The organism is Agrobacterium tumefaciens, assembly GCA_025559845.1.
Lineage (GTDB): Bacteria > Pseudomonadota > Alphaproteobacteria > Rhizobiales > Rhizobiaceae > Agrobacterium.
This window is the reverse complement of sequence record CP048469.1, coordinates 1732658-1757844: the sequence shown is the minus strand read 5'-3', so window position 1 is coordinate 1757844 and position 25187 is coordinate 1732658. Positions and strand designations below refer to the sequence as shown.

29 protein-coding genes are annotated in these 25187 nt (G+C 58.0%); 16 read left to right on the top strand and 13 right to left on the bottom strand.

The features are described from left to right. The first annotated feature begins 285 nt into the window (after positions 1-285). Positions 286-1761 carry an NAD(P)H-hydrate dehydratase gene (locus tag FY156_08875; GenBank protein UXS01576.1) on the top strand — a complete coding sequence of 492 codons (1476 nt, stop codon included), beginning with the start codon at positions 286-288 and terminating at the stop codon, positions 1759-1761. Positions 1762-1858: 97 nt separating this feature from the next. Here FY156_08875 and FY156_08870 read toward each other — a convergent pair whose 3' ends face one another. Further along, the gene (locus FY156_08870; GenBank protein ID UXS01575.1) at positions 1859-2896 is read right to left on the bottom strand and encodes a GlxA family transcriptional regulator; all 1038 of its coding nucleotides are present in this window, start codon (positions 2894-2896) and stop codon (positions 1859-1861) included. Between the two features lie 263 nt (positions 2897-3159). After that, positions 3160-3378 (bottom strand): DUF1127 domain-containing protein, encoded by a 219-nt coding sequence (locus FY156_08865; GenBank protein ID UXS01574.1) that lies wholly within the window; start codon positions 3376-3378, stop codon positions 3160-3162. A 310-nt stretch (positions 3379-3688) separates the two neighbouring features. Here FY156_08865 and FY156_08860 point away from each other — a divergent pair, with 310 nt between their 5' ends. Further along, positions 3689-4585: a LysR family transcriptional regulator gene (locus FY156_08860; GenBank protein UXS01573.1), complete on the top strand. Its 897-nt coding sequence runs from the start codon at positions 3689-3691 to the stop codon at positions 4583-4585. A gap of 15 nt (positions 4586-4600) precedes the next feature. On the opposite strand, the gene FY156_08855 is transcribed toward FY156_08860, so the two are convergent. Further along, on the bottom strand, positions 4601-5503 hold the full coding sequence (locus tag FY156_08855; protein ID UXS01572.1) for a methylenetetrahydrofolate reductase: 903 nt from the start codon (positions 5501-5503) through the stop codon (positions 4601-4603). A gap of 86 nt (positions 5504-5589) precedes the next feature. Next, on the bottom strand, positions 5590-6366 hold the full coding sequence (locus tag FY156_08850) for a formyl transferase (GenBank protein UXS03093.1): 777 nt from the start codon (positions 6364-6366) through the stop codon (positions 5590-5592). A 179-nt stretch (positions 6367-6545) separates the two neighbouring features. Between FY156_08850 and FY156_08845 the strand changes: the two genes are divergently transcribed. Together FY156_08845 and FY156_08840 are read left to right on the top strand one after the other, a co-directional pair. Further along, positions 6546-6707 carry an entericidin A/B family lipoprotein gene (locus FY156_08845; GenBank protein ID UXS01571.1) on the top strand — a complete coding sequence of 54 codons (162 nt, stop codon included), beginning with the start codon at positions 6546-6548 and terminating at the stop codon, positions 6705-6707. A 136-nt stretch (positions 6708-6843) separates the two neighbouring features. Next, positions 6844-7596, top strand: a complete 753-nt coding sequence (locus tag FY156_08840) for a phosphodiester glycosidase family protein (GenBank protein UXS01570.1) — start codon at positions 6844-6846, stop codon at positions 7594-7596. A gap of 19 nt (positions 7597-7615) precedes the next feature. Here FY156_08840 and FY156_08835 read toward each other — a convergent pair whose 3' ends face one another. Beyond that, positions 7616-7966, bottom strand: a complete 351-nt coding sequence (locus FY156_08835) for a hypothetical protein (protein ID UXS01569.1) — start codon at positions 7964-7966, stop codon at positions 7616-7618. A 693-nt stretch (positions 7967-8659) separates the two neighbouring features. Here FY156_08835 and FY156_08830 point away from each other — a divergent pair. Both FY156_08830 and FY156_08825 read left to right on the top strand, forming a co-directional pair. Further along, a complete protein-coding gene (locus FY156_08830) occupies positions 8660-10063 on the top strand; it encodes an L-serine ammonia-lyase (GenBank protein ID UXS01568.1) in 1404 nt (467 codons plus the stop codon). A 70-nt stretch (positions 10064-10133) separates the two neighbouring features. Then, positions 10134-10571 carry a DUF1489 family protein gene (locus FY156_08825; GenBank protein UXS01567.1) on the top strand — a complete coding sequence of 146 codons (438 nt, stop codon included), beginning with the start codon at positions 10134-10136 and terminating at the stop codon, positions 10569-10571. Between the two features lie 115 nt (positions 10572-10686). Here FY156_08825 and FY156_08820 read toward each other — a convergent pair whose 3' ends face one another. The 3 genes from FY156_08820 to FY156_08810 form a co-directional block, all read right to left on the bottom strand. After that, on the bottom strand, positions 10687-11295 hold the full coding sequence (locus FY156_08820; GenBank protein ID UXS01566.1) for a transglutaminase-like cysteine peptidase: 609 nt from the start codon (positions 11293-11295) through the stop codon (positions 10687-10689). A 619-nt stretch (positions 11296-11914) separates the two neighbouring features. Further along, positions 11915-12532: a PilZ domain-containing protein gene (locus FY156_08815; protein UXS01565.1), complete on the bottom strand. Its 618-nt coding sequence runs from the start codon at positions 12530-12532 to the stop codon at positions 11915-11917. 142 nt (positions 12533-12674) lie between these two features. After that, positions 12675-13208 (bottom strand): PAS domain-containing protein, encoded by a 534-nt coding sequence (locus FY156_08810; GenBank protein UXS03092.1) that lies wholly within the window; start codon positions 13206-13208, stop codon positions 12675-12677. 309 nt (positions 13209-13517) lie between these two features. Here FY156_08810 and FY156_08805 point away from each other — a divergent pair, with 309 nt between their 5' ends. Together FY156_08805 and FY156_08800 are read left to right on the top strand one after the other, a co-directional pair. Beyond that, complete coding sequence (locus tag FY156_08805; protein ID UXS01564.1) at positions 13518-14264, top strand: rhomboid family intramembrane serine protease; 747 nt, start codon at positions 13518-13520, stop codon at positions 14262-14264. Positions 14265-14413: 149 nt separating this feature from the next. Continuing rightward, a complete protein-coding gene (locus FY156_08800; protein UXS01563.1) occupies positions 14414-14848 on the top strand; it encodes a CBS domain-containing protein in 435 nt (144 codons plus the stop codon). Positions 14849-14899: 51 nt separating this feature from the next. On the opposite strand, the gene FY156_08795 is transcribed toward FY156_08800, so the two are convergent. The 3 genes from FY156_08795 to folE all read right to left on the bottom strand — a co-directional run bounded on the left by FY156_08795 (position 14900) and on the right by folE (position 17148). Further along, on the bottom strand, positions 14900-15835 hold the full coding sequence (locus tag FY156_08795; GenBank protein UXS01562.1) for a patatin-like phospholipase family protein: 936 nt from the start codon (positions 15833-15835) through the stop codon (positions 14900-14902). Between the two features lie 196 nt (positions 15836-16031). Then, entirely contained in the window at positions 16032-16484 is a 453-nt protein-coding gene (gene hisI / locus FY156_08790; protein ID UXS01561.1) for a phosphoribosyl-AMP cyclohydrolase, read from the bottom strand. A 37-nt stretch (positions 16485-16521) separates the two neighbouring features. Continuing rightward, positions 16522-17148: a GTP cyclohydrolase I FolE gene (folE, locus tag FY156_08785; GenBank protein UXS01560.1), complete on the bottom strand. Its 627-nt coding sequence runs from the start codon at positions 17146-17148 to the stop codon at positions 16522-16524. Between the two features lie 275 nt (positions 17149-17423). Here folE and FY156_08780 point away from each other — a divergent pair, with 275 nt between their 5' ends. The 5 genes from FY156_08780 to thrS are packed head-to-tail and all read left to right on the top strand — an operon-like array spanning position 17424 to position 20913. Further along, positions 17424-17882, top strand: a complete 459-nt coding sequence (locus FY156_08780) for an iron-sulfur cluster assembly scaffold protein (protein ID UXS01559.1) — start codon at positions 17424-17426, stop codon at positions 17880-17882. 2 nt (positions 17883-17884) lie between these two features. Beyond that, positions 17885-18244 (top strand): membrane protein insertion efficiency factor YidD, encoded by a 360-nt coding sequence (yidD, locus tag FY156_08775; protein UXS01558.1) that lies wholly within the window; start codon positions 17885-17887, stop codon positions 18242-18244. After that, entirely contained in the window at positions 18241-18783 is a 543-nt protein-coding gene (locus tag FY156_08770) for a DUF1697 domain-containing protein (GenBank protein UXS01557.1), read from the top strand. The genes yidD and FY156_08770 overlap by 4 nt, the downstream gene beginning before the upstream one ends. After that, a complete protein-coding gene (locus tag FY156_08765; GenBank protein ID UXS01556.1) occupies positions 18780-18917 on the top strand; it encodes a hypothetical protein in 138 nt (45 codons plus the stop codon). The genes FY156_08770 and FY156_08765 overlap by 4 nt, the downstream gene beginning before the upstream one ends. After that, complete coding sequence (gene thrS, locus FY156_08760) at positions 18910-20913, top strand: threonine--tRNA ligase (GenBank protein ID UXS01555.1); 2004 nt, start codon at positions 18910-18912, stop codon at positions 20911-20913. Before FY156_08765 ends, thrS begins: the two co-directional genes overlap by 8 nt. A gap of 113 nt (positions 20914-21026) precedes the next feature. Here thrS and FY156_08755 read toward each other — a convergent pair whose 3' ends face one another. Then, the gene (locus tag FY156_08755; protein ID UXS01554.1) at positions 21027-22007 is read right to left on the bottom strand and encodes a hypothetical protein; all 981 of its coding nucleotides are present in this window, start codon (positions 22005-22007) and stop codon (positions 21027-21029) included. Between the two features lie 124 nt (positions 22008-22131). On the opposite strand from FY156_08755, the gene FY156_08750 reads away from it, so the two are divergent. The 3 genes from FY156_08750 to FY156_08740 all read left to right on the top strand — a co-directional run bounded on the left by FY156_08750 (position 22132) and on the right by FY156_08740 (position 24623). Continuing rightward, the gene (locus tag FY156_08750) at positions 22132-22728 is read left to right on the top strand and encodes a nitroreductase (protein ID UXS01553.1); all 597 of its coding nucleotides are present in this window, start codon (positions 22132-22134) and stop codon (positions 22726-22728) included. Further along, positions 22728-23339, top strand: a complete 612-nt coding sequence (locus FY156_08745) for a flavin reductase family protein (GenBank protein ID UXS01552.1) — start codon at positions 22728-22730, stop codon at positions 23337-23339. The genes FY156_08750 and FY156_08745 overlap by 1 nt, the downstream gene beginning before the upstream one ends. Before the next feature lie 117 nt (positions 23340-23456). Beyond that, on the top strand, positions 23457-24623 hold the full coding sequence (locus FY156_08740; protein UXS01551.1) for a DUF2336 domain-containing protein: 1167 nt from the start codon (positions 23457-23459) through the stop codon (positions 24621-24623). A 3-nt stretch (positions 24624-24626) separates the two neighbouring features. On the opposite strand, the gene FY156_08735 is transcribed toward FY156_08740, so the two are convergent. Next, positions 24627-25052, bottom strand: coding sequence for a hypothetical protein (locus FY156_08735; protein UXS01550.1), 426 nt, complete (start codon positions 25050-25052; stop codon positions 24627-24629). Between the last annotated feature and the right edge of the window lie 135 nt (positions 25053-25187).

Genomic DNA, 25187 nt, shown 5'->3' with positions numbered 1-25187 from the left:
GATCGGAAGCGGGCGTGAAGAAAAAAGTTCGTTTCAGGGACAGTTGCAGGCAAAATGCATGCGCTTCCGGGTGGTTTTGAGAGATTTTCTCGCAAAAATCGGAAAAAACCGAGTTAAATGTGACGTATTTTCCGTATTTTAGAGCTGTGCCATATTCGCGTTGAAGTGCGGTTTGGAAATCATGTTGTGGTTATATTTTGTGCATGTGCATTAATTTATATCTTTCTGTTTTGCCCATTTTTGTGTCGATTGCCTTTCGGTGTGTTTTGAGGTGAATATTCGGGCATGATCTTCCAATCCTCTCTCTGCCTCATCGATCCTGAAGCCATGTCCCGCGTCGATGCGGCGGCGGGACAGTCCGGAATTGCCCTGTTTGGCCTGATGGAACAGGCCGGGCAGGCTGTGGCCGCGGCAGCGCTCAGGCATTATCCCGACGCTCACCGTTTCGTGGTCCTGTGCGGGGGCGGCAATAATGGTGGCGACGGTTACGTGGCTGCGCGCGAGCTAGCGGCCGCCGGCGCCGACGTCGCTGTCTATCAGCTGGGAGACGCTTCAAATCTCAAGGGCGACGCCCGTCTTGCCTATGAGCGGAGCGGAACGAGGCCTTTGCCCCTGGCTAATTACGAACCGCGTGTCGGTGATGTGGTGGTCGATGCCATCTTCGGGGCCGGGCTTTCCCGTGATGTACCCTTGGAGGTGAAGCGGCTGATCGAGGCTATTGCGGCAGCGAAGCTTCCGGTCATTGCTGTGGATTTGCCTTCAGGGCTTTGCGGCAGACGGGGTGTTGCGCTCGGGGCGGCGTTCGCTGCGGCGCGAACCGTGACGTTCATGATGCGCAAGCCCGGTCATGTCTTGTTGCCGGGGCGGGAATTGTGCGGCGTGCTTGAGGTGTTCGACATCGGCATCCCCCAACGTATTCTTGCCGCGCAGGCCGGAAAGGTGGCAGAAAATCATCCGCAGTTGTGGCAACACGCCTTGCCGCGACCTGATGCGGAAACGCACAAGTTCAAACGGGGTCATCTGACTGTCTTTTCCGGGCCGCCGCACGCCACGGGTGCGGCGCGCATGACGTCGCTTGCCGCGCTGAAGGCTGGAGCCGGCATCGTCACGGTGGCTGCCCCGCAAACCGCACTGGATATTCTGTCAATCACGCTGACTGCGGTGATGACGTCGCCACTCGACACCGTCGAGGAACTTGGTCTTTGGCTGCGGGATAAACGACACGCCACCTTCGTTCTCGGTCCCGGCTTTGGCGATCTTGAGAAGGCGCGTGCTTTCATGTCTCTTCTCGGTGACGCCTCACTTGTTCTCGATGCGGATGGCATAACGGCGTTCAAGGAAAAGCCGGAAAGCCTGTTTGCGCTGATGGCGTCAGGTAAGGGGCACTTCGTCATGACGCCGCATGAGGGCGAATTCGCGCGGCTGTTTCCTGACATTGCGGGCGATGTCACACTTGGCAAGGTCGAACGGGCACAGGCAGCTTCGGCGCGCAGCGGGGCTGTCGTCGTCTACAAGGGAGCGGATACCGTCATCGCCGCGCCGGATGGCAGAGCACTCGTCAATACGAATGCGCCGCCGTCTCTGGCAACGGCCGGATCTGGCGACGTGCTGGCCGGGATCATTGGTGCCTTGCTTGCGCAGGGCGTGCCCGTTTTCGAGGCTGCGGCAGCCGGTGTCTGGCTGCACGGCGAGGCGGGGCAAAGGGCAGGACCTGGTCTCACGGCTGAGGATCTGGTCCATGCCGTCAGGCCGTTCTCATGAATGTGGGGCGGTCCTGAACCTCGTAACTCGGATTATGATCCGGCGGCAGGGCGATCATTGAAACCGATTGGCAGGAGGCAATGCTGAAGCCGCGCTTTCAGTGCGCGGCTTTACCCTGGCTTGCTGCGGCCATGCGGGATGCGCTGAGCACCAGCTTGCGTTCTGCCCGTTCCTGCTGCGGGGTGCGGTTGTAGATTTCCCGGTAGCATTTGGAAAAATGCGAGGCGGAGACGAAACCACAGGCAACCGCGACCTCGACCACGGGCATGGCCGACTGAACGAGAAGGTGGCGGGCCCGGTCAAGGCGGATTTCGAGATAATAACGGGCAGGGGAGCGACCCATTTCCTGACGGAACAGGCGTTCGACCTGGCGGCGGGAAAGATCGGCGCCATCGGCGATGTCGAGCAGCGACAGCGGTTCGGCAAGATTGCTTTCCATCAGTTCGATAATCGACAGGACCTTGTTGTTCTGCACGCCGAGGCGCGCGCGCAACGGCAGACGCTGGCGGTCGTGCGGGTTGCGGACACGGTCGGTCAATTGCTGTTCGCAGACACGATTGACGAGGTTGTCGCCGAAATCCTGTCTGAGAAGGTTCAGCATCATGTCCAGCGACGCGGTGCCGCCGGCACAGGTGTAGATGTTGGAATCGACTTCGTAGAGATCGGCGTAGACTTCCACCTGCGGGAAGGCTTCGGAAAAGCCGGGCAGGTTTTCCCAGTGGATCGCACATCTCTTGCCGTTCAACAGGCCCGCCTGAGCAAGGATATGGGCGCCCGTACAGAGGCTTCCGATCGAAATGCCACGGTTGTAGCCTTCGCGAAGCCAGGCGTTGACGGATTTGTTGTGGTATTGATCGACATCGATGCCGGAACAGATGATCGCCATTTCAGGCCGGTTTTCACCGCTGACATAGCGCCGCTCGTCGGCAAGACAGGTGTCGGCCTCAAGACAGATGCCGCTCGATGACATGACCTTCTGGCCATCGGCAGACGCAAGGCGCCATTCATAGGCCTTGTAGCCCAGCATACGATTGGCGATGCGTAACGTTTCGACGGCGGCCGTGAACGGCAGCAGGGTAAATTGCGGAACAAGAAAAAAGACGATCGAGCGTTTCTTTTGGGACGATTTGCTCATTTGCCCGGCTCCTTTGCGAATACGCAATTCCTCGCTTGGAATTGGTGTTCTGGATATCCTGTATGCGACATATTAGACGCAAAATACGTCGCGGATATGGGGCTGTCAAAAAAGCGCTTTTGAAATATGCAAATTTTGCTGATCGCTTTGAAAAGAGGCGTCAGGCCGCTTTTAAAATAGGCATCGCCCGGTGCTGGAAGGGCTTCTTTCCGAAAATAAAAATGCGGCTCGCAATCATTTTTCGATTGCGAGCCGTCATTGTTCTATTTGCGCACGATACGGGCGCGGTTGTTGTCCGTCGTTGGCCATCCAATATCCTTCAATGTCTCAGGGGGCAGTGCTTCCAGTGCGCGCATCATTCTGGCGCGGCGCCGTGCGGCAGCAAACTCCGAAACATAGCCGGCCAGACGGTGCAGCCAGACGGTTGATATTAGCCGTGCACTTGAACGGCTTGCGGTTGGATGCGTGTGTACCATGGTCATCTCTTGGTCCTTTCCGTAACCACGATCTCGATTACCATTCCGGTATGCGCCTGGATTTTTCATCAATCAAACGAATGAATTTTATATCATTCATCAATGTTATGCATCGTTCCTGAGAACGTCTGTGCTGCAAGACAGGCTTGCTTTTCCGCCCACCAGGGGAAGCGGAGAACTTGGCGAGGTGGACGCCATGAATGTCGTGCATTCTTTGCTGGCGCCTCCTTGTTGACTGGGATCGTGCAGGATTGTTGACATTCAATCAAACGAAATGATATCCATCTATAAATCAAAATATTTGAAGGTGAGCGCTATGACCGTTACGTTCCGCCAACCCCTGCCGTTGTTGGACAACGACATTTTGAGAACCTTCGTGGCGATTGCCGAAACCGGAAATTTTTCCACGGCCGCCGAAGTGGTGTTCAGAACGCCATCCGCCGTTTCCATGCAGATCAAGAAACTCGAGGAACAGTTGAAGACGACGCTGTTCCTGCGCGATGCCCGCTCCGTGACGCTGACGGCGCATGGCGAGACGCTTTTGACTTATGCGCGACGCATGATTGCCTTGTCGAACGAGGCCGTGTCGCGCTTTGTCATGCCGGAGCTTTCTGGCGTCGTGCGCCTCGGTGCGCCTGAAGACATTGGTGAGCGCGGGCTTCTGCCTGGCATTCTCAAGCGTTTTGCCGAGGCGTTTCCGGGCATCATGATCGATGTCACGATCGATTCCAGTTCCAATCTCTATAAGCGCATGGATGAGCAGCGCCTCGATCTGGCGCTTGTGAACTGTGCCTCCCATCCGCTGCGCGATACCGGCGAGGTGCTGATGCGCGAACGTCTTGTCTGGACGGGGGCAAAATGCGGAACGGCCCATCTTCGCGATCCGCTGCCGATTTCCATATGGGAAGAAGGTTGCATCTGGCGTTCCGAGGCAATCAACTCGCTTGAAAAGCGCGGGCGCAATTTCCGCGTCGCCTATCTCAGCGGTCACACCATGGCGCAGCGTGCGGCGATCATCGCCGATCTCGCCATTGCGCCGTTGCCGCGATCCTATGTGCAGAACGACATGGTCATTCTCGGGGACAAGGAAGGGCTTCCCGAACTCGGCTGTTTCGATATTCGCCTGATCGTCGGAGAAAAGCCGTCACGCCCTATCCAGGCCGTTGCCGAGAGCATTCGCAACGCGTTTCTCGATGCTGCCAAAGCCGCCTGATGGTACGAAGGACCCTTACCCGGCGAGAGAGCCGGGTAGGTTATTGCGGTCGTCGGCGTTCGATTGCCAGCTTCCGCGCTCCCTCAGCCATTCTGCCGATTTTTGCAGCCCGCCGAATGGGAAGACATGAATCTGGCGGATGGGGCCTGCCGGGTTTTCCAGCCAGTGTCTCTCGATCGGGCTGACAACACCTTCCGGCGAGTGGCCCTTGGCCAGCGCGGTCAGGGAGAGCGCGTTCTTCTTGAGATAGGCGATCGAGTTCCCGACCCCGCATAATGCTGCGTATTTCACCAGAGTGGTGATCTTGGCCGGGCCGGAAACGCCGATATGCACAGGCAGATCGATGCCGGAGGCGGCAAGGCCTTCTGCCCAGCCTATGAAGCGGGCAGCGTCAAAGCCGAACTGCGTGACGATATGCATCGAGGCGTCGCTGCGTTCGGCAAAATCCTGCTTGAACTTCAGGGCTGCGAGTGCGGTCTCCTCACTGAAATCGGGGCTGCCCTCCGGGTGACCGGCAACGCCGATGCGCCTGATGCCGAGACTGTCGAAGATTCCCGTTTCCAGAAGCTCCATGCTGGACGAGAACGGGCCTGCGGCCTTGCCCACGCCGCCGCCAATGACAAGCACATCTGTCAGCTCCGCTTCGTCGGCGAGACGTTTGACCAGCGTCTCGAACCTGTCACGCGATGGGAGCCTGCGGGCGGCAAAATGCGGAACCGGGTTGTAACCCAGATCGCGCAGATGCTTCGCGGCTTCGACAAGCCTGTCCTGTGACGTCGGTCCGAGGTCGGTCAGGTAGACGGCGGTTGCTGGCGGAAAGAGGTTTGCGAGGCTCTCGGAGCCCAGCACCTGCGCCGGTGAGGCTTCTATGGAGGCTGAAATTCTGGACAATTTGTGCATGTTCCTTTTGATTATCATGCACGTTTTTGCGGTTGCGTCTTTACCCGTTGCGGCAAGACAGCCTTGCATCTGCGACGCGGCTTGGGCGTTTGTCCGGCGACGGATCACCAGATGCGTCGCGTCACGCCGTTCCACAGCCAGGTCCACAGGGGTGGCGGATATCGCAGTACGGATTTTCCCGGCAAAGGCGGCTGCGGCGACAGGCTTCCTGACAGTGCATCCTCGATGGCGCTGACGGCGATATCGATCGATCCGGCTGTGAGGAGCAGGGGGTAGGTGGAAATCGTGTCGTTGCGTGCCGGTTTCAGGCGCATTTCATAAAGCGTTGCGCCTGTGTCGACGCCCTTGTCGACGAGATGCACCGTCGCACCGAAATTGCCTTTGTCATTTTCCACCAGTGCCCAGTAACCACCCATCTGGCCACGATAGGCCGGGTTTATACCGGCATGAAAGTTGATGACGGGGCATTCAAAACTTGCCAATGTCCTGGGCTTCAAGATCCGGCACGAGATGGTGAAGATCACGGCAGGTTGCAGTTTTTCGGCTGCCCTGTGGCAGTCTTCATCGTTCAGGGAGGAAAAGCGCGCCACCGGGATCGCGCTGCCGATTTCTGCGTTGAGGCCGTGTTCGGCAATGATCTCAGCCGTTCGTCTGGCGGTGAAACGTTTGCCGAGCCTCGAGGCAACCATCGTGCCCATCTGGCCTGCGGCAGTCAGCCAGCCGAGGAGGCGTGCACGACGCTTGAAGATCTCGCCTTTGCCTTCAGGGTTTTCCAGAAAAACATGGATATCCGGAAAATGGGCCGCGAGAGCGTTGATCATCACGTTCGGGTTGGCACCACCCGCCGTCATCACCAGCAATCGCTTGTTCGGTTCGCTCATTTCGTTCACGCGCTTTTTCCAGTTTGAAAGACCATGCCTGCAGAGCTTCAAAACCCGGTTAATTTCGCGGTTGTATTTTTTGAATTGCCGATGGAACCGTTTTTTACGGCTCACGTTACTGTGAGGCTTATCACATTGGTGCTTGCCCTGGAGCGGCAAGCCTTAGGGGAGTTATTTACATGATCACACGCATCGTTTCTGTTTTTGCCGTCGCCATCGTAACAGTCGTGACACTCAGCTCTTGCGGCAACACCATCCGCGGCGTGGGCCGGGATACGGCAAATGCTGTTGATGCGACGCAGGACGCCGGCCGCAGCGTAGATCGCGCCGCCCGTCGCTAAGAATTCTTCCCTTTTCCGGATAGGGCGTCACCCTGCATGCAGGGCGGCGCCTTTTCTTTGCCCGCATTCTGCCCGCAAAGTCCGCGCTGAAAGAATCGCGCCGTTGCTTTGGCGCGAAGGCGTGAACGGACAATAGATGAAAAGACTGATGACGTGGCTGGTGCCGCTGCTGTTGCCGTTCTCGGCTGATGCTGGCGCGCAGCCGGATTTTTGCAAGGCCATTGACCACGCCGGCGGCCGCTATCTTGTTTGCAGTTTCGATCCGACCCAAAACGACATCCGGATCTATGATCGCGACCATGTCTCCGGTGAGGGATATGGCTCTTTTGCCAGTCTCTCGTCCGGCCTGTGGCGACAACACATGTTCAGCGTCTTTGCCATGAATGGCGGCATGTACCATCAAGACTATTCGCCGGTTGGGCTCTTCATCGAAAACGGTGTCGAGCGCTCACCGATTGTCACCAATGATGGTTGGGGCAATTTCCATCTGCTGCCGAACGGGGTGTTTTACCTCAACGGGCAAACGGCCGGCGTGTTGGCGACAGAGGCCTATGTTGCGGCGGGGATGAAGCCGGATTTCGCGACGCAGTCCGGGCCGATGCTGGTGATCGACGACCAGCTTCACTCACGTTTCCTGCCGGATAGCGACAGTTTCAAGCGTCGCAACGGTGTTGGCGTTTCGCGCGACGGCGTCGTGCATTTCGTGATCTCGGAAAGCACGGTTCGCTTCTACGATTTTGCCACCCTGTTTCGAGATGTGCTCGATTCCCCCAACGCGCTTTATCTCGACGGCACGATTTCGAGCGTCGAGATACCGGCGATGAAGCGCCGGGATTCGCTGTTTCAGATGGGACCGATCATCGCCGTGGTCGAGAAGGTGCCGGATTGAAATCGGGTAACCCGACGCCTCAGATCGGCGCCTTGGGGTAGGCTTTCTCAAGGCCGGCCGATTTTGTCAGGCCTTTGCGGAATGCCAGATAGGCCGGATGCTGGCCGGCTTTTGCTATCTCTGCCAGCCTGATCTGCAGGCGGGCAGGGGCGTTGGCGCCGATCCACTCACCGCAGGCTTCCAGTTTCAGGCTGTTCAGGAAAGGCGCTCCCGCCTGCTGGTCGAGATAAAGATGGACGCCTTCCAGCAGGTTTTCGTCCTGCACGGCATTTTCCATCAACAGTGCGAGCCAGGATTTGTCCTCTGGAGACAAGGACGCCAGTTTCGACGCTACGGTTTCGCGATCGGGAAAAGATGACGCTGCTTGCATCGACTGTGTTGCCTCGTTTCCAGTTCAATTTTTCGACGGGATAAAGCAGCGGGACGGGGCTTTCAAGCCCTTGGCAGCCGTCGCCGAACAGAGGTTATCAACAGCCCGTTTTGCGCTGCATTCATCGAACAGTTACACTTTGGTCTAAATTGCGGCGGTCAGAAAATCGGGTGGGAAAAATGCCCGCTGCTAAGGCCTTGTTTTTTCATGTAGCTATGCGCCTCGCGAATGGCAGCTTATCGCAAATGCCTACATTTCGCCGTTTTTTGCATTTGCGTTCGCCGCGAGATTTTAATAAATGCTTCACCAACGGGCTGAGCTGAAGGCCGCCCGGAGAGTGAACAGCTGGAGTAATCATGGAAGAAACCGCTCAGAAATCTTGCTGGGGCGTTACACTACGCGCACTTGCAGGCTTTGCCGCATTTCTCGCATTGACGTACATTTTTGGCAGCCCATAAGCATTCTCCTGAATGACAGGTTTTGAAACGGCACGGTTCTCCTCTGGAGACCGTGCTGTTTTCGTTTTGGCTTCGAATATGTCGCAGCCGTTTCAGCCCATGACGCTCTTCGTTCTTGCCGACACGTCGGATTTTTCCGAAAATTGCGTTCTGCCTTTCGGGCCAATGCACCGGTGGCGATCCGTCAGGGCATTGGATATGATGGCCATGTGAATCTATTCTTCAGGGCAATGTCATGTTTCTTTCGGTCTTCGACGTCTTCAAGATCGGTATCGGTCCTTCGAGCTCCCATACGATGGGGCCGATGACCGCAGCAAACCGTTTTCTCGATCTCATCCTCAGCGATGAATGGCCACGCCCTGCCGGCGCCACCGTTGCCCGTTTCCGCGTCACGCTGCATGGATCGCTTGCCTTTACCGGTATCGGACATGGAACCGGCCGCGCGGTGATCCTGGGCCTGACGGGTCAGCGTCCTGATCTCGTCGATCCGGATGCGATGGACGGCATCATTGCCGAGGTCGAGAAAAGCGGCATTGTTTCGCCGCCCGGCCATCCGTCCTACACCTTCCGTCCGGCGGAAGATCTTGTCTATGACAAGAAGAACCCTTTGCCCGGTCACGCCAACGGCATGACCTTCTCGGCGTACGACAATCAGGACCGGCTGCTTGTGAAGCGCATCTATTATTCGGTTGGCGGCGGCTTCGTCGTCACCGACACGGAACTGGACGCCATTCGTCAGCGCGGCAAGACCATCGATAACGGTCCGCGCGTGCCGTATCCGTTTGCCACAGCACGCGAAATGCTCGACATGGCGCAGCGCTCCGGCCGCACCATTGCGCAGATGAAGCGCGCAAACGAAGAAACCGTCGTGTCCCGTGACGAGTTGAATGCTCGTCTCGACCAGATCTGGGAGGCGATGAACGGCTGTATCGAGCGGGGGCTGAAGGTCGAAGGCATCATGCCCGGCGGTTTGAAGGTTCGGCGCCGCGCCCATTCCATCTATGAAAAGCTCAATGCTGAATGGCGCAGCAACCGGCTCAATCCGGTCATGGCGAATGACTGGCTGAGCGTTTATGCAATGGCGGTGAACGAGGAGAACGCCGCGGGCGGACGTGTCGTTACTGCCCCGACCAACGGTGCAGCCGGCGTTGTGCCGGCAACGGTACGCTATTTCCGCCATTTCCACGAAGATGCAACGGTCGACGATGTCAGGGACTTTCTGCTGACGGCTGCGGCCATCGGCGGCATCATCAAGCACAATGCCTCGATTTCCGGCGCGGAAGTCGGCTGTCAGGGCGAAGTGGGCTCTGCCGCCGCCATGGCTGCCGCGGGACTTGCCGCCGTCATGGGCGGTTCGCCAGAGCAGATCGAAAATGCTGCTGAAATTGCTCTCGAGCATCATCTCGGCATGACTTGCGATCCGATTGCCGGTCTGGTGCAGGTGCCCTGCATCGAGCGAAACGCACTCGGCGCCGTCAAGGCGGTGACGGCGGCATCTCTGGCGCTCAAGGGCGATGGCCAGCATTTCGTGCCGCTCGACGCCTGCATCGAGACGATGCGGCAGACTGGCAACGACATGAGCGAGAAGTACAAGGAAACTTCGACCGGCGGTCTGGCCGTCAATGTCGTCGAATGTTGAACGGCGGGACTTCAGGTCCCGCCCACATTCCCATGCTTGACGCCCAGACCAAAAAGGCATTGATAGAGCCATGCCTCTCCATCTCATAAAACTCTGCGTCGGCGCGGATTCGATCGAGGACCTTCGGGACTGGGTATCGCAGCGCTCGCTTATCAATATTGCGGCAGGCCTTGAGCCGCACAGCGTCCATACGACCCGGATGATCCCCAAGCGCGTCGAAGAGCTGCTCGATGGCGGCTCGCTCTACTGGGTCATCAAAGGGCAGGTGCAGGCGCGCCAGAAGCTTCTCGATATTCGCTCCTTCAAGGGTGAAGACGGTATTTCCCGCTGCGATCTGGTGCTCGGCCCTGAGGTGATCGAGACGTCACCCGCGCCAAAACGCCCGTTTCAGGGCTGGCGTTACCTGAACGATCCCGAAGCGCCACGTGATCTCGGCGGAACAAGTAGCGGCGGCGAAGATATGCCGCTGGAGCTGAGACGGGAACTGGCTGAACTCGGCCTTCTCTGAGCCGTCTTTCAAGTCTTGCTGAATCAGAAAAGCCGGTCCCGTTGAGGGGCCGGCTTTTCTTTTACAGGGAGTTCTTGTCCGCCGACGGTTCAAAGCCGGCGATGGTCTTTTCAGGTCAGTTGATGCCGCCGACCGCCGTGGTGGCGCGGCCGTCCTGAATCTTCACCCAGCGGCCCGGATTGGCGCTGTCCTGACGCTTCAGGTAGGTGTACTCCGTCTCAGACCAGTTCATGACCTTGTTGCGCATGTTATCGAGAATGAAGTCGCCGCGGTCGGTGCGAACCGTCAGAACGGCATGGCCCTGGCCATTTGGCTGAAGAACGACGGTGATGAGCAGGTTGGAAGGGGAGATGCCCTTGTTCATCAGCATCTTGCGCTTCAGCAAAACAAAGTCTTCGCAATCGCCAGCCGTGGTCGGGTAAGCCCAGCGCTCTTCAACGCCGTAGATTTCCATGTCGGTCATCGGCGTGATCGTGGTGTTCACGGTGTAGTTGACGTCAAGAATGGTCTTCCAGCTATCTTCCGTCAGCTTCATCGGACCGTTGTCGAGCGAGGTCGGACGGCATTCGCTCTGATAGGTCTGGCAGAACTCGTAATGGCCGATCGGCGGGTTGGCTTTGCCGATGACGCGCATGACGGCTGCCGGTGACGCGAAAGCCTGCTGTGCGAAGGCGCTGGCGATGAATGCAATCAGAAAGAAACCGAAACGCTTGTTCTTGTTCATTGCTTGTCTCCCTGTGTTGGGGAGACATTCGCAGGTATATTTTGACCGTGCGGAAATATAGGCGGGTCAATTTGAGCTTCGTTTTAAGCAAATTTGCCGTTGTTTTGAGATGTATTTTCGATTGTTTTGAGGTTTATTTGAATCGAATTTTATTACAATTTTATCGATCTCTCCGTTAGCCTTCTGGTAGGTATCTATCTCTCTGTATAAAATGATTTTTTTTGGTTCCGTCAGAGGTGGGAGCCTCAGGGAATGCATGAGAAAAGCTGTGGTTTTTGAGGATGCTTCCCATTTTGGGATGACCGTTTCAGCTTGGTACAGCCAGAAAAGGCATCGAAAAAAATCTTCGAAAAAATGATTTTTTTCGGGAAAAATACTTGGAGCGGGTTTCTGGTCCTGGGCTAAGCGTGGAATCCGGTCAGAAATGGTACAGGCCGATGGCGCATTTGCGGTTCTGTTCAGGAACGTGCTCGAAACGTTGTGGCAGTTCTCGTGCCGTCTCTGGCTCTGCCCTTGACGTGCGGATCTGGCGTTCACGTGCCGCAAACGAAAAAGCCTGCCGTGGGGAACGGCAGGCTTTTATAATCTGATGCTGAACGCGGTCGCGACGGTTTGCGGTTCAGAGAAACTCGATCAGTGCGTCGGCCGACTGAACCCGGTCGAACTCGATGGCGACGCCCTCCATGAAGTGTCGGACGATCTTGCCGGTCATGTGCTTGCCAAGCTGGACCCTGCTGCCGAGATCAGGACGGTCGTCGATCTCGACGGCTGCACCCGATAGCGACAGGTCGATAAGACGGCATGGCACGAGCGCGCCGTCTTCCAGCATCAACTGAGCCTTGGCGTTGCGTGGCGTCAGACGGTCGTGGCGACGGTCTTCCGGCAGGCCAAGCATCTGGCGCTTGGCGATCCAGGCGAGCTGGGCTGCGAGCTTTTCACGTTTGCGCTCGGGCGCATTGATGGCGATGATAAACCCTGCCGTCGTTACGGTGACGATTGTACCTTCAATTCTGCCGATGTGCTGCAGATAGGCAATCACTCGATCACCGTTGCGCGCCATGGCCGAGCAGGTGAATTGCGCTTTTTCAGCGGTCATTTCCGTTGCGGTGCAATCATATTCCTGATGATCGGGCAGCATCAGCCGGCCCGAGAAACCGATGCGAACGGCATTCTCGATACCGGTCTCCTCGACCGGGCGGACGATAGGGGCTGTATTGATCGAACGGGATGAGAACATTGGCCGCAATATAACGATAAAAGACGATGATTGATTGTCTTTACCGCATCCGAGTTAACAGACCATGTTTGTTAAAGCATAGAATTCTCACCAGTTTTGCGGGTCTTGTCTCTTTTGGTGACACATCGGCCACCAGCACGCTTCAGGGGTGGCGATAACGATCCAGCGGCTCGCTGCCGAAGGTTTCGATGCGCAGGAGATTGCTGCTGATCAACGCCATGCTGTCGATCGGCGACGCAAATTCAGGGCGGGGCTTTTCTGGGAGGAGGGCTCCCAGAAGCCTTGGCGCTTCGCTGTGATCCGATCGCAGCGGCAGCAGCAGCATTTCGAAATTCAGCGGCGATGGCGCATACTCATCCTCGGCCTCGGCGGTGAACAGCACGGGCAACGTGTGTTGCATGACCCCCTGGGCGATCCGGCAGGCAAAGGCGGCGTTTTCCGCAAGCCAGAGATCCGAGAAACTGCTGTCGCGAAGTTCGCGGCCGAACAGGGCGCAGACACGGGTTCCCGCCAGGCGAAAGCGTGGACACGCCTGTCCGGCGTCTGAGAGGATGAAGAGATCTCCCAGATGGTGTTTCAGCTTTACCGGATCGATATCTTCGCGCTTCGGGGCGGATCGTCCGCCGCGCAATTCGTTCCAGTAGGCGTATATGTCCAGGCCAGCCGTGTGCTTCATCGCATTCGTCCTTTTGTTCTCTTTTGGGACATTCATGTCCCTCAGGATGCCTCCTGAAGAGAGTGATGCGATTTTCATGCCAACGCATTTTGTTAGGGTTAACAAATGGTTGACGTTGCCTTGCCAGCGCTTGCATGGCAACCACTGACCTGATGACGGGAGAGCTCTCTCGATCAGCACAATTGATGAATGACCGTCCCTGAAGGATGTGTCCGCAGCCGTTCCGCCTCGGGGGAACGGCTTTTTTTTCACTTTTGCTTCCTATATTGGTCGGAGAGCAGAAACTTACCCAACGCCAAGGATGGGATCATGTCTTATGAGGACGGCGAGGTGCCGCCGGAGTCCGTATCGCCAAGGCCGAAAGACGATGATCGCAATCCTCCTGTCTTCAATCTTCCGCCCTTGCTGGTGGGGATTCTGGCGGTGCTGCTGGTCGCCTACGTCGTGCCGACCTATCTGCTGTCTGAAGATGGGTACGGCTGGTTCATCTTCACCTTCGGTTTCATTCCCCTGCGTTACGCCGTGCCATTTTCGCAGCAGGCTCTGGAATGGTTCTGGACGCCGGTTACCTATTCATTCCTGCATGGCAGCGTGGAGCATATTCTGTTCAACGGATTGTGGCTGATGGCGTTTGGTGCGCCTGTGCTGCGTCGCATCGGGACATGGCGTTTCATTTTGCTCTGGGCCGTTTCGGCGGCTGTGGCGGCCTTCGGTCATGCCTTCCTGCATTGGGGCGATGTCACGGTACTGATCGGTGCGTCCGGTGTGGTTTCGGCTTTGATGGGGGCGGCTTGCCGCTTTGCGTTCCCGCCGCGTGGCGGTTACAGCGCCTCTTTCGGTCACCTGATGCCACGGCAGACCATCTTCGGCGCATTGACGAACAAGACTGTGCTGATCTTCACCCTGATGTGGTTGCTCGGCAATATTCTCATTGCCGTGGGCGTGCCGCTGTTCGGTGACATGGCTGGTGAAGTTGCCTGGGATGCCCATATTTTCGGTTTTGTCCTCGGTTTTGTGTTTTTTGCGCTTTTCGATCGGCAACCGGTGCGGCTCTAGGCCTTTTCCCGCGCCTTTTCGGGAATATCGGCGCGCTTTTTCATCGGGATATTGCTTTCGTCGGTGCCTCAGCGCACCATGTTCGCATGATCGGATAACGCTCGTGGAGGATACGGAGCGTTGCCGGTCACAGGCGAAAGGAGGAAGGCATGCCAACATTCGTGAAGGATCTTCTCGACCGTAAAGGGCGGGATGTCGTAACCGTGGGACCGGACGTGACGATCGGCGAAGCGGCGGGAACGCTGCATTCAAACCGTATCGGCGCTGTCGTCGTCACGGACGCCGAAGGTGTCGTTCTGGGTATTTTCACGGAACGTGATCTGGTGAAGGCTGTGGCAGGACGGGGCGCAACGTCCCTTCAACAATCCGTATCGCTGGCGATGACGCGCAACGTCATTCGCTGTCGTCACACGTCCACAACGGACGAGCTGATGGAAATCATGACCGGCGGACGGTTCCGCCATATCCCGGTTGAAGAAAATGGACGTCTTGCCGGGATCATTTCGATCGGTGACGTGGTGAAGGCCAGAATCGGCGAAATCGAAGCCGAGGCTGAACAGATCAAGGCCTATATTGCCGGCTAGTCCGCTGGCATGGAGGAGGCGCTTGTAACAGCGCCTCAAACTGTCTGATCGTTAGCGCTTGAGCGCCTGTTGCATGCGCTCAAGCTCTGGAATGCGTGATCGTGTTTCTTCATAACCGCGATCGATCGCTTCACTGGCGCGATGGAATTCCGAAAGACCAATTTCGTTGATACGTGGATGAAGCATCAGGTCGGGCGGATCGCCTGCCAGGCGCGAGCGCGAAATCCTGTCCTGAATGATGTTGAACGCCTGCACCATGACGCCCGGCAGGCCAAGCCGCGATTGTCCCGAGGTTGAAGGCGGCGACCCCGGCAGCCCGGCTGTATGCTTGACGACGGCGGAACGGCCGAAAAGGTCGTAATTGAGGTTCACGGCCACCACGAGCGCCTGTTCGTAGGCACGGCACACAGATACCGGAACGGGATTGACCAGCGCGCCATCGATCAGGGTGCGTCCATTGCACTGGACGGGCTCGAAAATGCCGGGCAGGGCGTAGGATGCACGCAAGGCGGTGATGAGATCGCCCTGGTGAATCCAGACTTCATGACCGGTACGAAGCTCCGTTGCGACGGCAATGAAAGGGTGGGCGAGGCTTTCGATGCTATGGCCTTCCAGATGCTCCTGCATACGCTTGGTCAATCGCATGCCGCCAAACAGGCCGCCGCCACCAATCGTCAGGTCGAGCAGTCCGGCAATGCGGCGCATCGTCAGAGAGCGGGCGAATTCTTCCAGTTCATCAAGTTTTCCGGCCAGATAACAACCGCCGACGAGGGCGCCTATGGAGGTGCCGGCAATCATGCCGATCTTGACGCCCGCTTCATCAAGGGCGCGCAGCACGCCGATATGAGCCCAGCCGCGTGCGGCGCCGCCACCGAGCGCCAGTGCAATGCGTCGCGTGTCCACGTTCTCGTTGACGATGGATGTCTCACCGGTGATGTCTTCGGAAGGCAAGACAGGATTGTTGCGATTGTTTCCCCATCCCAGCATAACCGCACTCCCTGTCAGTTTACGGGGCGCACGCACTGCCTGCTTCAAGCGGGTAAGAAAACGCGCACCACTGCTTCAATCGACGCGCTACGTCCAAAGCTGTTGGTCTGTCAGACGCGACGCCGGGAAACCGATATCCTCCCGGTCTCCCAGCTTATTGGTAGCAAATTGGTGCGGCGTGGGGAAGGTCGCGTCTTTACGCCTTCGAATAGGTTTCCGCCGGATCGAAGTGACGGGTGTCGTCGGTGATCTTCGTGACGGCCTGGCCGTTTTCGATTTCGACGGTGCGGTAGAAACAGGAGCGTCTGCCGGTGTGACATGTTGCGTCATGGCCGGCGACGGACACTTTCAGCCACACTGCGTCCTGGTCGCAATCGGTGCGGAATTCCTTCACGGTCTGAAGATTGCCGGAGGTCTCACCCTTCTTCCAGATCTTGTCGCGCGAGCGGCTGTAATAATGCGCAATGCCTGTTTCGAGCGTCAGTGCCAGAGCCTCGGCATTCATATGCGCGACCATCAGCAATTCGCCGTCGCGTGCGTCTGTCACCACTGCGGTGACAAGGCCGTTGGCGTCGAATTTTGGCGAGAAGGCGCCGGAATTTTCAAGGACTTCCTTGTCCGCGGATGCGGAGGCAAAGGTCAAGGACATGCTGATGAACCCCAGGGGAAGGGGCGGGAAGTCGCGTTCAGCGGTTCCGCGCCATGGTCATGAAACGTACCTGCTCTGCAGGGTCGGTCTTGAAAGCGCCGGTAAAGCTCGTCGTCAGGGTCGAAGAACCCTGCTTCTGCACACCGCGCATCGACATGCACATATGCTCCGCGTCGATCATAACCGCAACACCGCGTGGCTTCAGCGTTTCTTCCAGCGCATTGGCGATCTGTGCGGTCATGTTTTCCTGCGTCTGCAGGCGACGACCGAAGATCTCGACCAGACGGGCTATCTTGGAAAGACCGAGCACGCGACCGGACGGCAGATAGGCGACATGCGCCTTGCCGACGATCGGCACGACATGGTGTTCACAGTGCGAGTAGAAGGGGATGTCGCGGACGAGAACGATGTCGTCATAACCGCCGACTTCCTCGAAGGTCGTGCCGAGCACGTCTTCGACGCTCTGTTCATATCCCGAAAACAGCTCTTTATAAGCCTTGGCAACACGCTTCGGCGTGTCCAGCAGTCCCTCGCGCTCCGGGTTGTCACCGGCCCAGCGAAGGAGCACGCGTACGGCTTCTTCCGCTTCCGCCTGGGTTGGGCGTGCACCGGCCGCGTCAAGTTTTGCGCCAGCGGCTGGGAAGTTCTTCACGATCGCATCCATTCCGTATCTCCCGATGCGGGTAAAGGCCGCACCTGAAATTAAATCTCTCGGCGGAGCACGTCTTGCCCGCCTTCGTTGCTATCTGGTTGTTTTCCGGCATTTTGGCAAGACCGGCAGCGTTTTTTCGGCTCTGCTGCGGCGAAATTACGCCAACTTGATATCCAGATCAGTGGTTAGCATATAATGATATGCGTGGGCAGAAAAGCTTCACTGCTGTAGACGCAGTGTTTGAAAAAATCGACCTGTCTTACCTTGAATGCACCGGATGGCTGACGATGGACGACATATATAATAACCGCATTCTTGAATTCGCCGGAAACATTCCGCTGATCGGCGTTCTCGACGATGCGGATGCCAGTGCCGAAAAACACTCCAAGCTCTGCGGATCAAAGCTCAAGGTCTATATCAAGGTCGACAACGACATCGTCACCGGCTTTTCGCATGAGGTGCGTGCCTGTGCACTCGGTCAGGCATCGGCATCCATCATGGCCCATCACGTCATCGGTGCGACCAGCGCCGAGATACGGCAGGCGCGCGAGGATATGCTTGCCATGCTGAAGCTGGGCGGTGAGGGCCCGACAGGTCGTTTCGCGGATATGCGGGTGCTTTCGCCTGTCAGGGACTTCAAAGCGCGCCACGCATCGACGATGCTGACATTCGAGGCCGTGGTCGATGCACTCGATCAGATCGAGGCCCGCGCAGCTGCCGCTCCGGCCATGAACGTCGCGGGCTGACAATGTGCGGTGAACCGGGTTGTCGCCACGATATCCCCAAAGGGAGACATCGGCAATCGCGCAACTGGCAAGGGTTGTTTGCCAAGACGCCCGGACGGCTTTTCGGCATGGGTTTCATCCGGCTTTACCAGCTCACGTTTTCCGGTTTCATCGGCAACTCGTGCCGCCATATCCCGACCTGTTCAGAATTCGGCTACGAGGCCATTGCCCGCCACGGGCTCTGGGCTGGTGGCTGGATGACGCTGTTTCGGGTCGGGCGTTGTGGTCCGGGCGGCACCAGCGGTCTTGATCCGGTGCCGGAGCAACTGTCATCTCGCCACCATTGGGCTATGCCGTGGCGCTATTGGAGCCGTCACCGATGAGCGATTGCACTTATGTCGCTCTGCTGCACAGCATCGTGCTGGGTGCTGGCAAGCGGCTCACAATGGCTGATCTGCGGGTGATGGCTGAGGCGCTGGGATTTGCCGAGTGCAGAACGCTGGTCGCAACCGGCAATCTGGTCTTCCGCGCGCCTGAAGCTACTGTTCGCAATATCGAGGATATGCTTGAGCAGGCCTTCGAAACGCGTTTCGGAAAACATGTCGATATTCTGGTGCGTTCTGCCCACGACTGGCTGAGGCTTGTGGCGGACAATCCGTTTCCGTATGGCAATCCGCCGGATGTCTCCGTGCGGGTGATGCGGGAACCGCTGGGCAACGATGTTCTCGGATTGCTGGAAAAATATCGCGGGCGGGAAAAGCTCGCTGTCGTTGGTGGCGACCTGTGGATCGATTTCTGCGGCAAGGCAAACGAGAGCAGACTTCTGTCGGTCTTGACCACGAAAAAGCTCGGGATCGGAACGACTCGTAATGCCAATACGGTCAATGGAATTTCCGCCATGCTCCGTGGCAGAACCTGTTGAATCGCCCTTCGCCTTTGACTGGAATGGCAAAAGCCTTTATCAGCCAGCGTGCCTGCGTCACGCAGGGCGATTATCATTCCAACACCACCCGCATTCGTTGGCGGGACTGGACAGGAGAAGTCTACAATGTCTGAATCCGTTTCCCTTACATTTCCCGATGGTTCCGTGCGCAGCTACCCAGCTGGCGCGACCGGCCGTGATGTGGCCGAATCCATTTCCAAGTCGCTTGCAAAGAAGGCCGTCGCCATTGCGCTGGACGGCACCGTGCGCGACCTTTCCGACACCGTAACGGATGGCAAGATCGAGATCGTCACACGTGAAGACGGCCGTGCGCTCGAACTCATCCGTCACGATGCCGCTCACGTCATGGCCGAGGCCGTGCAGGAACTGTGGCCCGGCACGCAGGTGACGATTGGCCCGGTGATCGAAAACGGCTTCTATTACGACTTCGCCAAGAACGAACCCTTCACGCCCGACGATCTGCCGAAGATCGAAAAGCGGATGAAGGAGATCATTCAGCGCAACAAGCCGTTTACCCGCGAGATCTGGTCGCGTGACAAGGCCAAGGAAGTTTTTGCCGCCAAAGGCGAAAACTACAAGGTCGAACTCGTCGATGCGATCCCGGAAGGGCAGGACCTGAAGATCTATTATCAGGGCGACTGGTTCGATCTTTGCCGCGGTCCGCATATGGCCTCGACTGGCCAGATCGGCACGGCGTTCAAGCTGATGAAGGTTGCAGGCGCTTACTGGCGTGGCGACAGCAACAACCCGATGCTGACGCGCATCTACGGTACTGCCTGGGCAACACAGGAAGAACTGGACAACTACCTGCACATTCTTGCCGAGGCCGAAAAGCGCGACCACCGTCGCCTCGGCCGCGAAATGGACCTGTTCCATTTCCAGGAAGAAGGTCCGGGCGTGGTGTTCTGGCACGGCAAGGGCTGGCGTATGTTCCAGACCCTGACGGCCTACATGCGTCGTCGTCTGGCCAACACCTATCAGGAAGTCAACGCGCCGCAGGTGCTCGACAAGTCGCTGTGGGAAACCTCCGGTCACTGGGGCTGGTATCAGGAAAACATGTTCGCGGTAAAATCCGCCCATGCCTTTACCCATCCCGATGACGAGGAAGCCGATCAGCGCGTCTTCGCCCTGAAGCCGATGAACTGCCCCGGCCACGTGCAGATCTTCAAGCACGGCTTGAAATCCTATCGTGAAATGCCGGTCCGTCTGGCGGAGTTTGGCAATGTGCATCGTTACGAAGCATCGGGCGCTCTGCACGGTCTGATGCGCGTGCGTGGTTTCACGCAGGACGACGCGCACGTCTTCTGCACGGAAGAGCAGATGGCGGCGGAATGCCTGCGCATCAACGACCTGATCCTGTCGGTCTATGAGGACTTCGGCTTCAGCGAGGTTGTCGTGAAGCTCTCCACGCGTCCTGAAAAGCGCGTCGGCTCCGATGACCTGTGGGATCGCGCCGAAAGCGTGATGACGGATGTGCTCAAGACCATCGAGGAGCAGTCTGAAGGCCGCATCAAGACCGGCATCCTGCCGGGCGAGGGCGCTTTCTACGGTCCGAAGTTCGAATACACCCTGAAGGATGCCATCGGCCGTGAATGGCAGTGCGGCACGACGCAGGTTGACTTCAACCTGCCGGAACGTTTCGGCGCCTTCTATATCGACCATAACTCCGAAAAGACGCAGCCGGTAATGATCCACCGCGCCATTTGCGGCTCGATGGAGCGTTTCCTCGGCATCCTGATCGAGAACTTCGCTGGCCACATGCCGCTGTGGTTCGCGCCGCTTCAGGTCGTCGTCGCAACGATCACCTCGGATGCGGACGATTACGGCCGTGAAGTCGCCGAAGCTCTGCGTGAGGCAGGCATGGCGGTCGAAACCGACTTCCGCAATGAGAAGATCAACTACAAGATCCGCGAACACTCGGTTACGAAGGTTCCCGTCATCATCGTATGCGGTCGCAAGGAAGCGGAAGAGCGTACGGTCAACATTCGTCGTCTCGGTTCGCAGAACCAGACTTCGATGACGCTGGACGAAGCGATCTCAAGCCTGGTCGAAGAGGCGACACCGCCGGATGTAAAGCGCAAGCGCGCTGCCAGGAAACAGGTAGCATAATCAGGAACGGCCCCTTCGGGGGCCGTTTTCTTTTGTATTTCGTCTTAAGACAATGCGCTGCCCAAAAGCAGTCACGCTCAGGTTCAAAGCCGAACTGACGGAAATATGAGGGCTTATTCGAAGTCGCCGCTGACGTCTTCCGGTGCCTGGTCCTTCATCAGAACCTCGACATCAACATCGCGGCCGGAGGTGACCTTGAAGTTGCGCTGGTAGACCTTGTCCTTGTTGCGGGCAATAGCGGTATATTCGCCTTCGGCCAGAACCATGGTGGAGAAGGCGCTGACGCTTTCGTTGACGACGTCGCCGCCGCCGCTCAGAACCGACCATGCCGTATCGGCAATGGCTTCGCCGCCTTCTTCAGAGACCAGTTTGAGCGTGATCTGGGCGGCGTGGTGCTGCAATGTTGCTTCGGTCAGTTTCCCGGCGTCAACCTGGATGTCGGCGCGGACGACGGCGTTGACGTTGCCGTATTCGGAAACGACATGGTAGGTGCCGGCGTTGAGACGAACAATCGTGTTCGGCTTGATATCGGACATCACGAGGCCGCGTTCACCATCCGGTTTGACCTCGGAAGAATAGACCGCGAATTTGAGCTGTGTACCGGTGATCTGCTTGTCGGTACCGGCAACGGCGTTCAGCAGAAATCCACCGGCGTCGAGGATCAGCACCTGTTTGTCGACATTGCCGGAATTCGGCACCTGCAGTTTCTTGGTCACGCCGGCACGTCCGAACGACACGTTGACGAAATATTCGCCGGGCACCAGATGGAAGGCAGCCGAACCGCCTTCGGAGCTCGCCAGCATCGGCAGCTTTCCGTCAGCACCGGGAATAGGGCTGAAAACGCGCCAGGACAGGCCTTCCTTGACCGTGTCGCCATCGTTGGTCAGCTTGGCTTCCATGACGATATCGCGGGTGGTGTTTTCAGGTGCGGCAATGACGGAGGGGGCGGAAAACGCATTGAGCTTCGGCATTTTCGGGGTGCCGCCAAGCTGCTTGAATTCCTTGAATGCGTCTTGCGAGAAGGCGGCTTCAGTGTGAATACCAAACGCGACCAACGCGATTGTGAAGCAGGTCGCGAACTTGATTGCCGTCATTTCTCGTTCCGATTGGCACTTGGCCGATTGACTTCCTGAGTTTCCGGGACCACTTCAAAACCAATGCCGTGGCTATTTCAAGGCCCATCTTTTCCCACGGCCCTAGAATGGAAGATTTTTGACTATGACGACCGACATCAAGCTTCTCGACTACCTCAAGGTCCGCCGCTCTACACCCGCTCTGCAACTGTCGGAGCCCGGCCCCGAAAAGGCCGAGATCGAAGATATTCTGCGCCTTGCCGTTCGCGTGCCCGATCATGGCAAACTGGCCCCCTGGCGCTTTATCGTCTATCGCGGCGCCGAGCGTGAGCGTCTCGGTGAAGCGGCGCTGAGGATTGCGCTTGAAAAGAACCCCGAGCTTGGCGAAGAGCAGCAGAATGTGGAGCGCAGCCGCTTTTTGCGTGCGCCCGTCGTGATTGCCATCGTCAGCACGGCGCAGCCGCATTTCAAGATTCCGGAATGGGAACAGGTCATGTCCGCCGGTGCCGTGTGCCTTAACCTTCTCATGTCCGCCAACGCGCATGGTTATGCCGCGAACTGGTTGACGGAATGGCTGGCGTTCGACGAAGCGCTTTGGCCGGAACTCGGCATCAAGAGCGGCGAGAAGGTCGCCGGCTTCATGTATATCGGCTCCACGACATTCCCGCCGGTCGAACGTCCCCGCCCGGAACTTGCCGATGTCGTTACCTGGGTTGGTGGTCCTGAAGACGGGAACGCGTGATGTTCTACACCACCGATACCAATCAGCACGGCCTGCCACATGATCCGTTCAAGGCGATTGTGGCGCCACGGCCGATTGGCTGGATAGGTTCGAAAGGCCGTGACGGCCATCTCAACCTTTCGCCTTACTCCTTCTTCAACGCCATATCCGACCGACCGAAGCTGGTGATGTTTTCCTCAAGCGGCCGCAAGGACAGCTTGCGGAACGTTGAAGAAACGGGCGTTTTCACCGCCAATCTCGTCAGTCGCCACCTGGTCGACAAGATGAACGCGTCGTCCGCGCCCGTTGCCTACGAGGTGGACGAGTTTCAGCTTGCGGGCCTGACGGCCGTGGACGGCCGCGTGGTGGATGCGCCCTATGTCGGGGAGGCCTTTGCCGTGCTCGAGTGCCGGGTGACGGAGATCATGCAGCTCAAGGATGTGGAGGGCGAACCTTCCGATTCCTGGATGGTGATCGGTCAGGTCATGGCGATCCACATCGATGAGGCTATCATTCGCGATGGCCGGATCGACATGGGTCTGGCGCGGCCTGTCGCCCGCATGGGATACATGGATTATTCCGACGGCGGCAGCGACGTTTTCCAGTTGGAGCGTCCCAAGGCGAAGGCCTGAGATATCAATCATGACCGATGCGTGTGTTATCGGTCATGGTTAAATTTTATGGTGAACCAAACGTAAACCTTTTCTGCCTAGAGTTTATCGACAGGGGCGGCGTTTGCGCTGCCCATTATGGTGGCGCACAGTTACGTCGAGGCTCGGGTGATCGTACAGGCATTTCTTCGCTGGTCTGAAAGAGCCGGTTCGAGCGAGCGGGCGAAAGCTGCCAAGATGCTTGGCCGGGCTTATCTGCAGTCGGAGATGGCACGCGAACAGCGCGACGCCGCCTATATGGCGATGACCTATCTCCTTGATGATCCGTCGCCGCGTGTCAGGCTGGCACTGGCTGAAGCTTTGGCCGATGATGCCGACGCGCCGCGCGCCATTCTCGTTTCGCTGGCAGAAGACCAGCCGGAAATTGCCTGCACGGTGATTGCCCGCTCTCCGGTTCTGGGAGACGGTGATCTGGTGGATCTCGCCGGGCGAGGCGACAGCGTGACGCGCTCGTTCATCGCGGCGCGCCCGGAACTGTCGCGCGGTGTCTGTGCGGCTCTTGCCGAAATCGGCGATCTGCCTGAGACGATCATCCTTCTGGAAAATGCCGCGTCGCCGATCACGCCGTTTTCACTGCGCCGCATCGCCGAGCGCCATGGCGATAACGCCGACATACGCGACCTGCTGCTGCAACGGGACAATCTGTCTGCTGATGCCCGTCACCTGTTGATGGAGCGCGTCAGCGAGGCTCTGGCGGGCTCTGCGCTGGTCCACAACTTCATTCCCCGCAGCCGCGTGGAAAACATTCTCCGCGAAGCGGCAGATTCCGGCACGATCCTCATTGCGGCCGCCGTTTCGCCACGCGAATTGCCCGATCTGGTCGAACATCTGCGTTTGAAAGAAGAGCTGACGCCGGCGCTGCTTGTGCACGCGATCTCCTCCGGCAAGCTTGAATTCTTTACCGCGGCCATGGTCAATCTCTCGGGGCTCGATGAGCGCAAGGTCCGCTCGATGCTGGCAACGGCGCGTCCCCATGCGCTGAAGGCACTGTTCCAGTCGGTCGGTCTGTTCGGCGATGTCGCCGCCGTCTTCATCAAGGCGACACTGTTGTGGCGCAGTGCTGCGCAGTCGCATCTGCCCGATGCCGTGATCTCGGTTTCCGGGGAGTTGCTGGCGCATTTCTGTGACGCGGACGGGTCCGAGACGTTCCTCGATCTGCTGCACGCCATTCGCAGGCTGGCCGTTGCCGAGCAGCGCCAGAAGGCCAGACACTATGCGCGCACCGTGACCGTGGAAGCGGCCTGAGATTTATTTCTCGAAGCGCTTGGCGATCCAGGAATAGCTGTTTTCCACCATGCGCACCGGCGTTCCCAGAATATGTTTGACGCCTTCCGTCGAGGGAAGGATCTTGCTGACGCGGGTGATGGCCTTGCGTGTCAGGCTTTCTTCCTGCTGCTGTTCGCTAACTTCGGCGGCCGGTGGAGGGGCTTGGCCCGCATCCGGCTGCGCCGGCGCCTGGTTACCAGCAGTCTGCGGAGCGGTTTCATCCGGTGTCTGGCACACGGCGACCACCACCGGGTAGGGGGCGTTGGCGTAGCTTTCCAGTTCCTTTTCAGAAACGGCATCGCACAATTCGATGCTGGTCCAGCGCTGCTGCGACGTGGCGATGTAGTTGCACTGCGTCGCGCTGTCGTCGCAGCCGAGAATGGTCATGAGAACGAGGGCTGTTTTCATGGTCTATCCGATGTCTCACCGATGATTCCGTTGTCAGAATCATCCATGCTGATTGTAGTGAGATTACGGCCTGAATGAAAACGAACGTAAACAGACGTTGCAATGCTGCTCGAAAAGCGGCGGCGGACGCTGTTT

What these genes read in the sequence shown, in the direction of transcription:
- FY156_08800 (UXS01563.1), top strand. Translation starts at nt 14,414, where the DNA reads ATGCCAACATTCGTGAAGGATCTTCTCGACCGTAAAGGGCGGGATGTC.
- FY156_08770 (UXS01557.1), top strand. Translation starts at nt 18,241, where the DNA reads ATGAGCGATTGCACTTATGTCGCTCTGCTGCACAGCATCGTGCTGGGT.
- FY156_08865 (UXS01574.1), bottom strand. Translation starts at nt 3,378, where the DNA reads ATGACCATGGTACACACGCATCCAACCGCAAGCCGTTCAAGTGCACGG.
- FY156_08840 (UXS01570.1), top strand. Translation starts at nt 6,844, where the DNA reads ATGAAAAGACTGATGACGTGGCTGGTGCCGCTGCTGTTGCCGTTCTCG.
- FY156_08745 (UXS01552.1), top strand. Translation starts at nt 22,728, where the DNA reads ATGTTCTACACCACCGATACCAATCAGCACGGCCTGCCACATGATCCG.
- FY156_08805 (UXS01564.1), top strand. Translation starts at nt 13,518, where the DNA reads ATGTCTTATGAGGACGGCGAGGTGCCGCCGGAGTCCGTATCGCCAAGG.
- FY156_08815 (UXS01565.1), bottom strand. Translation starts at nt 12,532, where the DNA reads ATGTTCTCATCCCGTTCGATCAATACAGCCCCTATCGTCCGCCCGGTC.
- FY156_08835 (UXS01569.1), bottom strand. Translation starts at nt 7,966, where the DNA reads ATGCAAGCAGCGTCATCTTTTCCCGATCGCGAAACCGTAGCGTCGAAA.
- folE (UXS01560.1), bottom strand. Translation starts at nt 17,148, where the DNA reads ATGGATGCGATCGTGAAGAACTTCCCAGCCGCTGGCGCAAAACTTGAC.
- FY156_08820 (UXS01566.1), bottom strand. Translation starts at nt 11,295, where the DNA reads ATGAACAAGAACAAGCGTTTCGGTTTCTTTCTGATTGCATTCATCGCC.
- FY156_08825 (UXS01567.1), top strand. Translation starts at nt 10,134, where the DNA reads ATGCCTCTCCATCTCATAAAACTCTGCGTCGGCGCGGATTCGATCGAG.
- hisI (UXS01561.1), bottom strand. Translation starts at nt 16,484, where the DNA reads ATGTCCTTGACCTTTGCCTCCGCATCCGCGGACAAGGAAGTCCTTGAA.
- FY156_08855 (UXS01572.1), bottom strand. Translation starts at nt 5,503, where the DNA reads ATGATAATCAAAAGGAACATGCACAAATTGTCCAGAATTTCAGCCTCC.
- FY156_08875 (UXS01576.1), top strand. Translation starts at nt 286, where the DNA reads ATGATCTTCCAATCCTCTCTCTGCCTCATCGATCCTGAAGCCATGTCC.
- FY156_08860 (UXS01573.1), top strand. Translation starts at nt 3,689, where the DNA reads ATGACCGTTACGTTCCGCCAACCCCTGCCGTTGTTGGACAACGACATT.
- FY156_08740 (UXS01551.1), top strand. Translation starts at nt 23,457, where the DNA reads ATGGTGGCGCACAGTTACGTCGAGGCTCGGGTGATCGTACAGGCATTT.
- yidD (UXS01558.1), top strand. Translation starts at nt 17,885, where the DNA reads ATGTGCGGTGAACCGGGTTGTCGCCACGATATCCCCAAAGGGAGACAT.
- FY156_08795 (UXS01562.1), bottom strand. Translation starts at nt 15,835, where the DNA reads ATGCTGGGATGGGGAAACAATCGCAACAATCCTGTCTTGCCTTCCGAA.
- FY156_08735 (UXS01550.1), bottom strand. Translation starts at nt 25,052, where the DNA reads ATGAAAACAGCCCTCGTTCTCATGACCATTCTCGGCTGCGACGACAGC.
- FY156_08810 (UXS03092.1), bottom strand. Translation starts at nt 13,208, where the DNA reads ATGAAGCACACGGCTGGCCTGGACATATACGCCTACTGGAACGAATTG.
- FY156_08870 (UXS01575.1), bottom strand. Translation starts at nt 2,896, where the DNA reads ATGAGCAAATCGTCCCAAAAGAAACGCTCGATCGTCTTTTTTCTTGTT.
- FY156_08780 (UXS01559.1), top strand. Translation starts at nt 17,424, where the DNA reads ATGGACGACATATATAATAACCGCATTCTTGAATTCGCCGGAAACATT.
- FY156_08830 (UXS01568.1), top strand. Translation starts at nt 8,660, where the DNA reads ATGTTTCTTTCGGTCTTCGACGTCTTCAAGATCGGTATCGGTCCTTCG.
- FY156_08845 (UXS01571.1), top strand. Translation starts at nt 6,546, where the DNA reads ATGATCACACGCATCGTTTCTGTTTTTGCCGTCGCCATCGTAACAGTC.
- FY156_08850 (UXS03093.1), bottom strand. Translation starts at nt 6,366, where the DNA reads ATGAGCGAACCGAACAAGCGATTGCTGGTGATGACGGCGGGTGGTGCC.
- FY156_08750 (UXS01553.1), top strand. Translation starts at nt 22,132, where the DNA reads ATGACGACCGACATCAAGCTTCTCGACTACCTCAAGGTCCGCCGCTCT.
- FY156_08755 (UXS01554.1), bottom strand. Translation starts at nt 22,007, where the DNA reads ATGACGGCAATCAAGTTCGCGACCTGCTTCACAATCGCGTTGGTCGCG.
- thrS (UXS01555.1), top strand. Translation starts at nt 18,910, where the DNA reads ATGTCTGAATCCGTTTCCCTTACATTTCCCGATGGTTCCGTGCGCAGC.